Source organism: Pseudomonas sp. B392_1p (assembly GCF_052245235.1).
GTDB lineage: Bacteria > Pseudomonadota > Gammaproteobacteria > Pseudomonadales > Pseudomonadaceae > Serpens > Serpens gallinarum.
This window is the reverse complement of record NZ_JBQPXM010000014.1, coordinates 16,164-29,114: the sequence shown is the minus strand read 5'-3', so window position 1 is coordinate 29,114 and position 12,951 is coordinate 16,164. Positions and strand designations below refer to the sequence as shown.

At 62.3% G+C, this 12,951-nt stretch carries 15 protein-coding genes and 1 tRNA gene; 2 read left to right on the top strand and 14 right to left on the bottom strand.

Annotated features, from left to right (window positions below; translation table 11 throughout):
• The first annotated feature begins 88 nt into the window (after nt 1-88).
• A complete protein-coding gene (gene tcdA, locus ACTV8E_RS17745; protein ID WP_443200357.1) occupies nt 89-916 on the top strand; it encodes a tRNA cyclic N6-threonylcarbamoyladenosine(37) synthase TcdA in 828 nt (275 codons plus the stop codon).
• 120 nt (nt 917-1,036) lie between these two features.
• Here the strand turns inward: tcdA and ACTV8E_RS17740 are convergent, their stop codons facing one another.
• The 14 genes from ACTV8E_RS17740 to ACTV8E_RS17675 all read right to left on the bottom strand — a co-directional run bounded on the left by ACTV8E_RS17740 (nt 1,037) and on the right by ACTV8E_RS17675 (nt 12,607).
• Entirely contained in the window at nt 1,037-1,447 is a 411-nt protein-coding gene (locus ACTV8E_RS17740; protein ID WP_443200356.1) for a SufE family protein, read from the bottom strand.
• Nucleotides 1,444-2,649 (bottom strand): aminotransferase class V-fold PLP-dependent enzyme, encoded by a 1,206-nt coding sequence (locus ACTV8E_RS17735; protein WP_443200398.1) that lies wholly within the window; start codon nt 2,647-2,649, stop codon nt 1,444-1,446. Before ACTV8E_RS17735 ends, ACTV8E_RS17740 begins: the two co-directional genes overlap by 4 nt.
• Nucleotides 2,649-3,890, bottom strand: coding sequence for a sodium/glutamate symporter (gene gltS / locus ACTV8E_RS17730; RefSeq protein WP_273537711.1), 1,242 nt, complete (start codon nt 3,888-3,890; stop codon nt 2,649-2,651). The genes ACTV8E_RS17735 and gltS overlap by 1 nt, the downstream gene beginning before the upstream one ends.
• Nucleotides 3,891-3,949: 59 nt before the next feature.
• Entirely contained in the window at nt 3,950-4,984 is a 1,035-nt protein-coding gene (dapD, locus tag ACTV8E_RS17725; protein ID WP_273537713.1) for a 2,3,4,5-tetrahydropyridine-2,6-dicarboxylate N-succinyltransferase, read from the bottom strand.
• Nucleotides 4,985-5,016: 32 nt separating this feature from the next.
• Complete coding sequence (locus ACTV8E_RS17720; protein ID WP_443200355.1) at nt 5,017-5,376, bottom strand: ArsC family reductase; 360 nt, start codon at nt 5,374-5,376, stop codon at nt 5,017-5,019.
• A 111-nt stretch (nt 5,377-5,487) separates the two neighbouring features.
• Entirely contained in the window at nt 5,488-6,624 is a 1,137-nt protein-coding gene (flhB, locus tag ACTV8E_RS17715) for a flagellar biosynthesis protein FlhB (protein WP_443200354.1), read from the bottom strand.
• 3 nt (nt 6,625-6,627) lie between these two features.
• Nucleotides 6,628-7,404, bottom strand: coding sequence for a flagellar biosynthetic protein FliR (gene fliR, locus ACTV8E_RS17710; protein WP_443200353.1), 777 nt, complete (start codon nt 7,402-7,404; stop codon nt 6,628-6,630).
• Between the two features lie 6 nt (nt 7,405-7,410).
• On the bottom strand, nt 7,411-7,680 hold the full coding sequence (fliQ, locus tag ACTV8E_RS17705) for a flagellar biosynthesis protein FliQ (protein WP_251837100.1): 270 nt from the start codon (nt 7,678-7,680) through the stop codon (nt 7,411-7,413).
• Nucleotides 7,681-7,690: 10 nt separating this feature from the next.
• Nucleotides 7,691-8,488, bottom strand: a complete 798-nt coding sequence (fliP, locus tag ACTV8E_RS17700; RefSeq protein ID WP_443200352.1) for a flagellar type III secretion system pore protein FliP — start codon at nt 8,486-8,488, stop codon at nt 7,691-7,693.
• A 92-nt stretch (nt 8,489-8,580) separates the two neighbouring features.
• Entirely contained in the window at nt 8,581-9,030 is a 450-nt protein-coding gene (gene fliO, locus ACTV8E_RS17695) for a flagellar biosynthetic protein FliO (protein ID WP_443200351.1), read from the bottom strand.
• Nucleotide 9,031: 1 nt separating this feature from the next.
• Nucleotides 9,032-9,484: a flagellar motor switch protein FliN gene (fliN, locus tag ACTV8E_RS17690; RefSeq protein ID WP_443200350.1), complete on the bottom strand. Its 453-nt coding sequence runs from the start codon at nt 9,482-9,484 to the stop codon at nt 9,032-9,034.
• A gap of 103 nt (nt 9,485-9,587) precedes the next feature.
• Nucleotides 9,588-10,556: a flagellar motor switch protein FliM gene (fliM, locus tag ACTV8E_RS17685; RefSeq protein WP_443200349.1), complete on the bottom strand. Its 969-nt coding sequence runs from the start codon at nt 10,554-10,556 to the stop codon at nt 9,588-9,590.
• Nucleotides 10,557-10,565: 9 nt separating this feature from the next.
• A complete protein-coding gene (locus tag ACTV8E_RS17680; protein ID WP_443200348.1) occupies nt 10,566-11,054 on the bottom strand; it encodes a flagellar basal body-associated FliL family protein in 489 nt (162 codons plus the stop codon).
• Between the two features lie 290 nt (nt 11,055-11,344).
• Entirely contained in the window at nt 11,345-12,607 is a 1,263-nt protein-coding gene (locus ACTV8E_RS17675) for a flagellar hook-length control protein FliK (RefSeq protein ID WP_443200347.1), read from the bottom strand.
• 202 nt (nt 12,608-12,809) lie between these two features.
• Here ACTV8E_RS17675 and ACTV8E_RS17670 point away from each other — a divergent pair.
• A tRNA-Arg gene (locus ACTV8E_RS17670) sits at nt 12,810-12,884 on the top strand.
• Nucleotides 12,885-12,951: the final 67 nt, after the last annotated feature.

Genomic DNA, 12,951 nt, shown 5'->3' with positions numbered 1-12,951 from the left:
GCAGTCCGAGGCGCTCCGCGCCTCAAACGGTGCTTCAAACCCGCCGCATTCAGCCTGATAATGCGCTCCTGATTTTCGAGGTACGGCAATGAGTATTGATGACCAGCGTTTTGGCGGTATCGCCCGTCTCTATGGAACCGACGGCCTGGCCCGTCTGGCGGCCGCGCATGTCGCGGTGGTCGGCATTGGCGGGGTCGGCTCCTGGGCAGCCGAAGCGCTCGCACGTTCGGGCGTCGGCGAGATCAGCCTGTTCGACCTGGACGACGTGTGCATCACCAACACCAATCGACAGTTGCACGCACTGGACGGCGCCGTCGGGCGCCCCAAGGTCGAGGTGATGGCCGAACGGCTGCGCGCCATCAACCCGGCGTGTCAGGTGCACGTGGTGGCCGATTTCGTCACCCGCGACACCATGGCCGACTACATCACCGAGCAGCTGGATTTTGTCATCGACTGCATCGACAGCGTGGCGGCCAAGGCGGCACTGATTGCCTGGTGCAAGCGGCGCAAGATCGGCATCGTCACCACCGGCGGCGCGGGCGGTCAGGTGGATCCCACACAGATTCAAATCGCCGACCTGAACAAGACCTTCAACGATCCGCTGGCCGCCAAAGTGCGCTCGACCTTGCGCCGCGATTACAACTTCTCGCGCACGGCGGGGCGCAATTACAGCGTGCCCTGCGTGTTCTCAACCGAACAACTGCGCTATCCCAAGCCCGACGGTGGCGTGTGCCAGAGCAAGAGCTTCGTCGGCGAAGGCGTGAAGCTGGACTGTGCCGGCGGGTTTGGCGCGGTGATGATGGTCACCGCCAGCTTTGGCATGGCCGCCACGGCCAAGGCGGTGGACAAGCTGGTGGCCGGCGCCCGCCGTCCGGCGGAACGCGTGCAGGCCGAGGCTACGAAGCCAACGTCTTAGCCCGACGTAGGGTGGATCGCGCTTTATCGATCCACCGAGCGGAGCCATGGTGGATGTACAAAGCGACATCCACCCTACCAATGCGCCCCCTTGTAGAAACAATCAGGGCACCGGCTTGGCTTAGCCCTCTACCACGACCTCACGCATGCGCTGCAACACGGCGTTCAGGCCATTGCTGCGTGAAGGTGAAAGCTGGCGGGACAGGCCGAGCTGGTTGAACCAGTCGGGCAGGTCGAGGCGGGTGAGTTCGTCTTGCGACAGGCCATCGACCCGCGCCAGCAGCACGGCAAGCAGGCCGCGAATCAGGCGGGCCTCGCTCGCGGCGCGGAAATTCCAACGACCGTCATGCAAATCAGCCACCAGCCACACCGGGCTGGCGCAGCCTTGCACGAGGTTGGCCTCGCTGCGTTCGGCCTCGCTGAGTGGTGCCAGGCGTTCGCCCCATTGCATCAGCAGGCGCGCGCGCTGTTCCCAACCGGGGCAGCTGGCGAAGGCATCAAGCGCGTCTTGGGCGCTGGCCGGCAGGTTCATCGCAGAATCTCCAGAGCCTTGTCCAAGGCGATAAAGAAGCGCTCCAGATCCTCCGCATCGTTGTACAGGGCGAGGGAGACGCGAATCGCGCCGGCAATGCCCAGGTGCTTCATCAGCGGCATGGCGCAGTGATTACCCCCGCGTATGGCGATGCCCTGTTCACCCAGCAATTCAGCCAGGTCGCTGTGGTGTACGTCCTGGACCACGAAACTGGCCAGCGCTGTATGGGGCTCGCCGAGCACTTGTACGCCGTTGCGGGCGCGCAAGCCGGCGAGCAGCTGGGTATGCAGTGCGTGTTCATGGCGGCTGACGGCAGTGCTGTCCAGGCTCGCCAGGTACTCCAGGCTGGCGCTCAGGCCGATCACCCCGGCAATCGGCGGGGTGCCGGCTTCCAGGCCCATGGGGGCGGCATGAAAATCGGCGTGATCGAAATCGGCGCGGCGTACCATCTCGCCGCCGAACTGCCAGGGCCTGAGCAGGCTCAGGGCATCGCCCCGGCCATACAGCACGCCGACGCCATCCGGACCGTAGAGCTTATGGCTGGACAGCGCATAGAAATCGCAGCCCAGCGCCTGCAGATCATTGTGGCCATGCACCACGCCCTGAGCGCCGTCGACTACGGTCAGGGCGCTCTGAGCCTTGGCCAGCGGCAGCAGTTCGGCCAAGGGTTGCCAGGTGCCGAGGACGTTGGACAGTTGGCTGATGGCAAGCAGACGCGTGCGCGGGCCAATCAGGCGGGCAGCGGCATTCAGGTCAATGCGACCTGACGGCTCTAGCGGCAGTACCACCAGCCGTGCCTGGCGTCGCAGCGCCAATTGCTGCCAGGGCAGCAGGTTGGCGTGGTGTTCCAGGGCGCTGATGACGATCTCGTCGCCGGCCTGGACCATGTGCTCCAAGCCGTAGGCCAGCAAATTGAGGGCTTCGGTGGTGCCTCGAGTAAACACAATTTCGGCCGGACTGGCCGCTTTCAGCCAACGTGCCACCTGGGCCCGACTGGACTCGAAGGCGCGGGTGACGCGCTCCGCAGGCACGTGCTGGGCACGGTGCACGTTGGCCACACCGTTGGCGTAGTAGCCGAGCAGGGCATCCAGCACCGGCTGCGATTTTTGTGCCGTGGCGGCGCTGTCCAGGTAGGTCTGCCCTTCGGCGGCCAGCGCCGCGATGCCGGGGAAATCCTTGCGCCAGGGAGAAACGAACATGATTAGAGCTGCACTATGAAGTTGATGATCAGGGCATTGACCAGATCAATGAAGAATCCACACACCAATGGCACCAGGATGAATGCCCGGTGTGCCGCACCGTATTGCTGGGTGACGGCGGTCATGTTGACGATGGCTGTGGCGGTCGAGCCCAGGGAAATGCCACCAAACCCGGCACTGATCACCGCTGCCTCATAATCGCGCCCCATCAGGCGAAAGACTACCAAGAGAGTGAAGGCCACGCTCATGAGCACCTGCAGGCCGATCCCCAGCACGATCAGGCCGAACAACCCTTGCAGTTCCCACAGCTTGAGGCCCATCAGCGCCATGGTCAGGAACATGCCCAGACAGATGTCGGAAATCAGCGCGAGACCGGAATTGGCATTGGGCCAGCCGCTGGCACGCACCCACTTGCGCGACAGCACGCCGCTGCGCAACAGCTTCAGGCGCAGCGGCGGCAGACTATTGCGCAGCACGATGCCGGCCATCAAACAGCTGACGAACATCGGCAGGGTCAGTCCGGTTTGAGTGAGCAGGCCATGCAACGACTGGCCCAGTAGCAAGGTCAGGTTCAGCCACATCCAGGCCCAGAGCACGCCGTAATAATCCAGTTGCGGGTGTTCCTCGGCATGGCTTACGCCGACGTCCAACTGCTGCTGTTGCGAGGGCTGCAGGCGGTAGCGCAGCAACAAAAAGCGGGCAATTGGGCCGCCGATCAGGCAGGCGGCGATCAGCCCCATGGTATTGGCGGCCATCCCCAATTCCAGGGCATTGCCAATGCCCAGTTCGTCGACGAAGAAATCCGACCAGGCCAGGGTGGTGCCGGCCCCGCCGGTCAGTGAAATGGAGCCGAGCATCAGGCCGGCCTTGGGATCCAGGCCGAACACACTGGCCACACCCATACCCAGCAGGTTCTGCAGCACGATATAGGCGGTCGCAAGTCCGAGCAGGATGGCCAGTGCCGGTCCGCCCTTGAGCAGCGTGAGCAGATCGGCGCGCAGGCCTATTGCAGCAAAAAAGTAGAGCAACAGCAGGTCACGGACGGCCAATTCGAAGCGCAGTTGCAGGTCGAAGCCGTAATAGAGAATGGCGGTGATCGTGGCGCAGATGAAGCCGCCGATCACCGATTCGGGAATGCTGTAGCGGCGCAGCAGCTCAACGTTGTGCGTGACAGCCTTGCCGGCAAAGAGCAGCAGAATGGCCAGGGTAAAGCTGACAAAGCCGGAAACGTCATGAGTGTCCATAGCGCGCTCTGGGGATAAAACGGGTGGGGCGAATCGCTGTCACCCGTTTGGCCGAACGGTCAGTTATGCGCGTGCAAAGCGGCATTCAGCTCGATGGCGGTCTTGTTGGTCTTGCATTCGACCGCGCCGGTCTGCGAGTTGCGGCGGAACAGCAGATCCGGCTGTCCAGCCAGGTCGCGGGCCTTGACGACCCTGACCAGCTCGTTTTGCTCATCGAGCAGCGACACCTTGGTGCCGGCGGTAATGTACAGGCCGGATTCCACCGTGTTGCGATCGCCCAGCGGGATGCCGACGCCGGCGTTGGCGCCGATCAGGCAGCCTTCGCCAATGCTGATGATGATATTGCCGCCGCCAGACAAGGTGCCCATGGTCGAGCAGCCGCCGCCCAGGTCCGAGCCCTTGCCGACGAATACGCCAGCCGAGACGCGGCCTTCGATCATGCCCGGACCTTCGGTGCCGGCGTTGAAGTTGATAAAGCCTTCATGCATCACCGTGGTGCCTTCACCCACGTAGGCGCCCAGGCGGATGCGCGCGCTGTCGGCGATGCGCACGCCGCTGGGCACCACGTAGTCGGTCATCTTCGGGAACTTGTCCACCGAGCTGACTTCCAGCAGGTCGCCTTTCAGGCGTGCTTCAAGCTGGCATTCGGGCAGTTCGGCCAGATCTACCGCGCCTTTGTTGGTCCAGGCGACGTTGGGCAGCAGCGGGAAGATGCCACTGAGGTTAAGCTCGTGGGGCTTGACCAGTCGATGAGAGAGCAGGTGCAGCTTGAGATAGGCCTCGGGTGTGGAGTTCAGCGCACTGTCATCGACCAGCAGGGTGGCGACCAGCGGCTTCTGGCTTTCGGCCAGGCGGGTCAGCAGGGCAGCCTGCACCGGGTCGATGTTCTTCAGCGCGCTGGAGATGTCCGCCGCCTGCAGTTTGGTCATTGCCAGGGCTTGATTACCACCGGTGTAACCGAGAATCGGCGTGACAGCGTCGACCAGCTCGGCGCTCGGCTTGAGCAACGGCTGGGCGTAGAAGACTTCCAGCCAGGCGCCTTGGCGGTTCTGGGTGCCAACGCCGAAGGCCAGGCTGAACAGGGTGGTAGACATGGCGTATTCCTTGTAATCGGGTGGGCGCTGGCTCAGCGGGCCAGCGTGGCAGAGTAGAGGTCCGGCTTGAAGCCGACCAGGGTCTTGTCGCCAAGATCCAGCACCGGTCGCTTGATCATCGACGGTTGGGCCAGCATCAGGGCGATGGCCTTGTCTTGGTCGAGCTCGGCCTTCTGCGCATCATCCAGCTTGCGGAAGGTCGTGCCGGCGCGGTTGAGGACGGTTTGCCAGCCATGCTCGTTGCACCAGCGGGTAAGGCTGTCGCGATCGATCCCGGCGGCCTTGTAGTCATGGAAACCATAGGTCAGGCCATGCTCGTCGAGCCAGGTGCGGGCTTTTTTCATGGTGTCGCAGGCTTTGATGCCGTAAAGAACCAGGGAAGCGTCAGTCATGGTGCACATCGTGTATGAATAAATGGCGTGTGATTATGCCATTAGTCGCAATAAATCGATGCCTGACCGTAATGCTGCCTTCAGGCAGTCGCCGTTGGCGATGCAGATGCCTCATAGATCCCGACGCAAGTCGTCGGGGATCGGCAGATCGGGCATCGGGCCGGGACGTTTGCTCTGGCCGGCCTGGTATTGGCGGATCTGGTAGACGTAGGCCAGCACCTGGGCCACCGCCATATACAGCCCGGCGGGGATTTCCTCGTCCAGCTCGGTGGAGTAATACACCGCTCGTGCCAGGGCAGGCGACTCCAGCACCGTGACCTTGTGCTCGTTGGCAATCTCGCGAATTTTTAACGCGATCTGGTCGCCGCCCTTGGCCACCATGACCGGCGCGCCGCCGCCGCTCTCGTCGTATTTCAGCGCCACGGCAAAGTGCGTGGGGTTGGTAATCACCACGTCGGCTTCCGGCACCGCGGCCATCATGCGCCGCTGGGAGATTTCGCGCTGCAGCTGGCGGACCTTGGACTTGATCTCTGGCTTGCCTTCGCTGTCCTTGTATTCGTCGCGCACTTCCTGCTTGGTCATCATCAGCTTCTGCTTGTGATCCCACAGCTGAAAAGGCACATCGATCAGGGCGATGAGAATCAGCCCGCAGGACATCCACAGCGCGCACCAGCCCACCACCTGCAAGCAGTGCATGATCGCCGTTTCCAGTGGTTCGTTGGCGATGGCCAGGATGTCATCCTGGAACGCCGACAGCACGGTCAGGGCGACGGTCAGCACGATCAGAAACTTGCCTACCGCCTTGAGCAGTTCGATCAACGAGTTCTTGGAGAACATGCGCTTGATCCCGGACAGCGGATTCATGCGGCTGAACTTGGGCATCAGCGAGTCGGCCGAAATCAGAAAACCGCCGAGAGCCACCGGACCGATCACCGAGGCGATCAACAGCACTACCAGCAGCGGCAGCAACGCCTGGAAGGCATGCCCGCCGGCATTGAGCAGCAGCAGCGCCATGGTGTTGGTTTCATAGAGCACTTCACGGGGCAGGCTGAAGCTGCCGCGCATCACCTCGATCAGGCTGAGCCCCATGCTGCCGCCGAAGGCCATCAGGCCGCCGGTGCCGGCCAGCATGATCACCAGGGTATTGAGTTCCTTGGAGCGCGCGATTTGTCCCTTTTCGCGGGAGTCGCGCAGGCGTTTCTCTGAGGGTTCTTCGCTTTTTTCGGCGCCGTTCTCATTCTCGGCCATGGGCTACCTCGCCTGTGCCAGCGCGCGCATCAGCTGCAAGGCTTCGACGCTGAGCACTTGAAAGTGGGCGAGAATGTCCGCTTGGGCCAGCCAGAAAATGATCTGGCCGAGCACCAGGGTCAGCGGAAAACCGATGGAGAAGATATTCAGTTGCGGCGCGGCGCGGGTCATCACGCCGAACGCGATGTTGACCACCAGTAGCGCCGTGACTGCCGGCAAGGCCAGCAGCAGGCCGGCGGCCATCACCCAGGTAAGCTTGCCAGCCATTTCTCGGTAATGCTCGACCAGCAGGCCGCCGCCCACCGGCAGCGTGGTGAAGCTCTCGGCGAGAATCTCGAACGCCACCAGATGGCCGTTCATGGCCAGAAACATCAGGGTGGTCATGTTCAGCAGAAACTGGCCGAGCAGGGGCACCGACACGCCGTTGGCCGGGTCCATCATCGAGGCGAACCCCAGGCCCATCTGCATGGAAATGATCTGCCCGGTGACGATGAAAATCTGGAAGAACAGCTGAAACACAAAGCCGAGCATCACACCAATGATCACCTGTTCGCCTATCAGCAGCAGGCTGCGCAGACTCAATGCATCGATCATCGGCATGGGCGGCAGGTTCGGCGCCAGTACCAGGGTGATGGCCAGTGCCAGTAGCAGACGAACGCGCTTGGGCACGAACTGGGCGCCGAAAATGGGCATGACCATCAGCAGCGAGGCGATGCGAAACAGTGGCAGCAGGAAGCTCGCCACCCAGCCGCCGATCTGCTCGTTGGTCAGCTCCAGCATGGTGCTCTAGCCGATGACCATAGGTATGTTGATGATCAGCGTCTCGGCATACTCCATCAGCTGGCGCACCAGCCAGGGGCCGGCCCAGATCAGCGTAACCAGCATCACCAGCAGGCGCGGCAGGAAACTCAAGGTCTGTTCGTTGATCTGCGTGGCGGCCTGAAACACCGCCACCAGCAGGCCGATCAGCAGGCTGGGCACTACCAGCACCGCAACCATCATGGCGGTGAGCCACAACGCACTGCGAAATAGATCGACGGCGAATTCCGGGGACATGGGTGCGCCTCTATAAGGTGCCAAAGCTGCTGGCCAGGGTGCCAATGATCAAACCCCAGCCATCGATCAGGACGAACAGCATGATCTTGAACGGCAGCGAGATGATCAGCGGCGAGAGCATCATCATGCCCATGGCCATGAGCACGCTGGCCACTACCAGGTCGATGATCAGAAACGGGATGAAGATCATGAAGCCTATCTGGAAGGCCGTTTTGAGCTCGGAAGTCACGAAAGCCGGTACCAGGATGGTCAGCGGCGCGTCCATCGGCGTGGCTATATCGGTGCGCTTGGACAGGCGCATGAACAGGTCTAGGTCGCTCTCGCGGGTCTGCGCGAGCATGAAGCTCTTGATCGGCACTTCGGCGCGATCGATGGCCTGGCGCGCGCTGAGCTGTTCATTCATGTAAGGCTGCAGGGCGTCCTCGTTAATCTTGTCGAACACCGGCGCCATGATGAACAGGGTCAGGAAGATCGTCAGGCCGACAAGAATCTGGTTGGACGGCGTCTGTTGCAGGCCCAGGGCCTGACGCAGGATGGAAAACACGATGATGATCCGCGTGAAGCAGGTCATCAGCATGACGAACGCCGGAATGAAACTCAGCGCCGTCATGATCATCAGGATCTGCAGGCTGACCGAGTATTCCTGCTCGCCGTCCGCGTTGGTGGTCAGGGTGATGGCCTTGATGCCCAGTGGATCGCCCTCCTGGCCGAACGCCGGCAGGGCCAGCAGGCTGAGCAGCACCAGCAGGACAAATAGCAGGCCTTGCGCGGGACGCAAGCGGATCGGCAGGCGGGCTAGAAGGGACATCGGCAAAACGCTCATTCCTGTAGAGACGAACTCATGCGCCTGATTCGGTATCGATGGGCGACGGCATGCGCCCCTGCCAGCAGGTCAGGCTGTTATGGCTTGGCATCGCGCTTGAGCAGTTCCTGCAGGCGCTTGGCGAATTCCGGCGTGGCGTTTTCCGTTTCAGGCAACACCACCGGCTGCTGCAGCACGTGCAGGGGCGTGATGCGCCCGGCAGTCAGGCCGAGCAGAATCTGCTCTTCGCCCACTTGCACCAGCAACAGGCGCTCACGCTGCCCGAGGGCCTGGCTCGACAGCAGCTTGATCACCTGATTGCTGCGTGGCCCAACCTGGCCTTGCAGGCGGCGCACCACCCAGGCAAGCAGGAAGATCAGGCCGATGACCACACCCAGGCCCAGCAGCAGCTGGCTGATCTGCGAGGTTACGCCGGCGGTACTGGGCACCGCTGGCGACGAGGCGAGGGCGCCGGGCGCCAGCAGTAGCAGGGGCACGGCGAGCCAGCCCCAGGTGTTGCGGCCTTGGCGAGAAGATGCTCGGCGCATCTCAGCGCAGCTTCCGGATGCGTTCGGTGGGGCTGATCACGTCGGTCAGGCGAATGCCGAACTTCTCATTGACGACCACCACTTCGCCGTGGGCGATCAGCGTGCCGTTGACCAGCACATCAAGCGGTTCACCGGCCAAGCGGTCCAGTTCGATCACCGAGCCCTGGTTGAGCTGCAGCAGGTTGCGGATGTTGATGCTGGTATTGCCGACTTCCATGGAAATGGTCACTGGAATGTCCAGAATCACTTCCAGGTTCGGTCCTTCCATGCTTGTAGGGCCGTCTGCGCGCGGTGGCGTATCGAACGCTTCAATCGGCGCACGCGGTGCGGCCGGACGGGCATCGGCGAGCATGCTGTCGATGCTGCCCTGATCGGCGGCAGACTCGGCCAGGGCGGCGGCCCATTCATCGGCCTGCGCCTGATCCTCTGGGCTCATCGGGGTGTCATTTGCCATGGGGATTACCTCAGTCGGCTGTCTTGGCTGGCCTTCCCCGCAGGGGCGTTCGGAAGGCAGTTCAAATAGGGTCGCGCCGCCTCAACCAGCGCGGCTAAGTCACTCAGCGTGAGCGTTGCAGTGGTTCGATCACCTGCAGGGCAAGTTTGTCTTTGTGGGAGCCAAGCTTGACCTTGAAGGCCGGCACGCCGTTGGCGCGCATCAGGATGTGCTCCGGCGCGTCCACCGGAATCACATCACCTGGCTGCATGTGCAGGATGTCGCGCACCTTGAGCTGGCGGTGCGCCACGGTGGCGGACAGCGGCACGTTGACGTCGAGGATGTCCTCGCGCAGGGCCTTGGACCAGCGCTCGTCCTGATCAGCGACATCGGACTGGAAGCCGGCGTCGAGCATTTCGCGGATTGGCTCGATCATCGAATAGGGCATGGTTACATGCAGGTCGCCGCCGCCGCCGTCCAGTTCGATGTGGAACGTGGACACCACCACCACTTCGCTGGGGCTGACGATGTTGGCGATGGCCGGGTTGACCTCCGAGTTGAGGTACTCGAAATCCACGTCCAGCAGGGCGTGCCAGGCTTCCTTCAAGTCGATGAACGCCTGATCCAGCACCATGCGCACCACCCGCAGTTCAGTGGGGGTGAATTCGCGGCCCTCGATCTTGGCGTGACGCCCATCGCCGCCGAAGAAGTTATCCACCAGCTTGAACACCAAGCGCGAGTCGAGGATGAACAGCGCGATGCCGCGCAGCGGCTTCATCTTCACCAGGTTGAGGCTGGTCGGTACGTACAGGGAATGTACGTACTCGCCGAACTTCATCACCTGTACGCCGCCCACCGCGACATCCGCGGAGCGGCGCAACAGGTTGAACATGCTGACTCGGGTGTAGCGGGCAAAACGCTCGTTGACCATTTCCAGGGTCGGCATGCGTCCACGGACGATACGGTCCTGGCTGGTCAGGTCGTAGCTCTTGACGCTCCCCTTGGTGGCCAGGTCTTCGGTATCGACGAGACCATCGTCGACGCCATGCAACAGGGCGTCGATTTCATCTTGTGACAGCAGGTCAGTAGCCATCTAAACGTCCTACTGCAATACGAAATTAGTGAACAACACCTGCTCGATGACCGGCTTGCCAAGATGCTGGCGAGCCAGATCCTGGACGTGCAGAGTGGCCAGTTGGCGCAGGGTCTCTTTGCCGGAGGCCGTCAGCAAGGCATCGAAGTCCTGGGAAGAGAAGAGCATGACCAGTTGGTTGCGCAGCACCGGCAGATGCTCTTTGAGCGCGGCCATCCCGTCGCGGTCGCGGCCCATCAGCGCCACGCTGGCCTGCAGATAACGCTGGCGGCCTTGGCGATTGAAATTCGCCACGAAAGGATCCTTCAGCTCCTCGTAGATCGAGCCTTTGTCGATCAGGCGCGCCGCCTCTTCGGTTGGGCCGCCGATCTTGCTGGTCACCACATACCACGTCACCCCAACCGAGACAGCTATTGCTAGCAGCAGCGCCAGCGCACCGAAAATAATCAGCGGCAGCTTGTTCGTTTGCGAGCCACGAGGTCCAGTTTTCTTAGTCATGCCAAATATCCGTCACCGACCGGTGCTCACACCATCCAAGCCAGCGAGGGAGCAAGTCTTATGCCAGTTTTTTGATGTTGTTCACGGTTTGTCGCGGTAGATACCGTGCCATTGGGGGTGTGGCGTCACTCGCCGTATGGGCAGGCTGGATCAGTCAGAGCTGAACGAGTTGCCCGCCGGTTGCGTGTCCGGCGGGCTGCCCGGATGACTGGGTAGATCCGTTTCCACACCCTGTCACGAGGCCGTTCGCAAGGCAGCTTTCGCTAAAACGAATGACCTTCGATGGAGTCTTAGGCGTAGAAATCAATCAGCCCGCGTCCCGAGTTCAGTGCGGTGGTGGCGACCGTCAGGTCATCCACGTCCGCATGTTCTTCACCTCCTGCGGCAATGCCTCGGCTGCCACTTCGCTCGTCGGTTTGCCGATCATCGCGGGCCAGGGATTGGTCGGAGACGTTGACATCCACCAGGTTCATGCCCTGCTGGTTGAACATGTCACGCAGGCGCTGCAATTGGCCTTCCAGCGCGTCACGCACGCCGGCATGTGGGCTGGCGAAGCTCACCTGGGTCTGTTCCTGATTAAGGCTGATGCGCACCTCCAGGCGGCCCAGTTCGGCGGGGTCCAGCTGGATTTCGGCGGACTTGAGGTTCTGGCTGGACAGCCACATCACCCGCTCCACCACCGCTTCGCTCCAGCCGTTCTGGCTCATCGACAGCGGTTGCTGCGGAACGGCGGCGGCCTCACGTGCTGCGGTTGCGGTGTTCGCCTGGCTAACCGCCTGTGTCAAAGGGTTGACACTGCTGGGGGCTGTTTCGCCACGCAGCTCACTGGCGGCGGCAGATGCGGCGCGGCCGACAGTGCTGGTGTCCAGCTCCCGCGAGAACTGCCCAAGGCGCAGCTCGCTGTCCGGCAACTCCGTGCTGCTTTCGGCCAGTGTCGGTTCAGAAGAGGCGAGGCGGCTTGTTGCGGCGCGTTGTTCCGCAATGGTCGTTTGCGCGGAGCTCGCCCGACCGTTAGCGGACGATGGGGCAGGTAAAGCCGCGGTTTGCACGGTCGGGGCTATGGCCGCTGCTACGGCAACCAGTTCGTCAGGCTGCGCTTCTGCGGCTGCTTGTTCAGCCGCGGCAAGGGCCTCGGCGTCAGCGTCGGCGACAAGACGGTTCTGCACAGCCTGCGCTGCTTCGTCTGTTGCCGCAGTGACCGCTTCAGCGGTTGTCGGATCGACCGGTGCCTCGGGGTCGCGCTCGAACAGCATCAGCGATTCCAACTGCACATCCTCTGGTGGCAGCTCGGTCGGCAACTCCTTGCCGGTATCGGCAAGCAACTGCTGCTCGCGGACGGCTTTGTCCGTAGCGTCCTGAGCCGTTTCGGCTGTTTCGGCCGGTTTGGCTGCGGCAGGGGCCGGGGTGGTATCGCGCTCGCGGGCATACAGCTCGGCAAAGCTGCCGTTCTCGGCCTTACCAGCTGCGGCGCCGCTATCTGGCGACTTGCCCGTACCTATCGCCGCGCGCGCCGACGGGCTGCCTTGCAGAAAAAGTTCAGCGCCAAGGGCCATGGTGCACTCCACAAATAATTCAAACTTGCAGGGGGAGTAGCAAGGGGTGGGCCAACTCGGGAAAGCCTGCGTCGGGCTTGCCGAGAACACCCTGTGTCGCTGCGCAAAAAGGAAGGTGTTTCCCCGCAGGTTCGACATGACAAATCCAGCGTCGCTCGTTAACATGCCGACCCGCCGCCGCACTGCCGGCAGCAACGCGTCTGTCCCCTTAGTTCAACGGATAGAATAAGCCCCTCCTAAGGGCTAGATGCTGGTTCGATTCCAGCAGGGGACGCCATCAGCTCTTCCGCTGACTTCCACTCAACCGCTCTAAATCGCTGCTTTCAAGCAAAAAAGCGATTTTT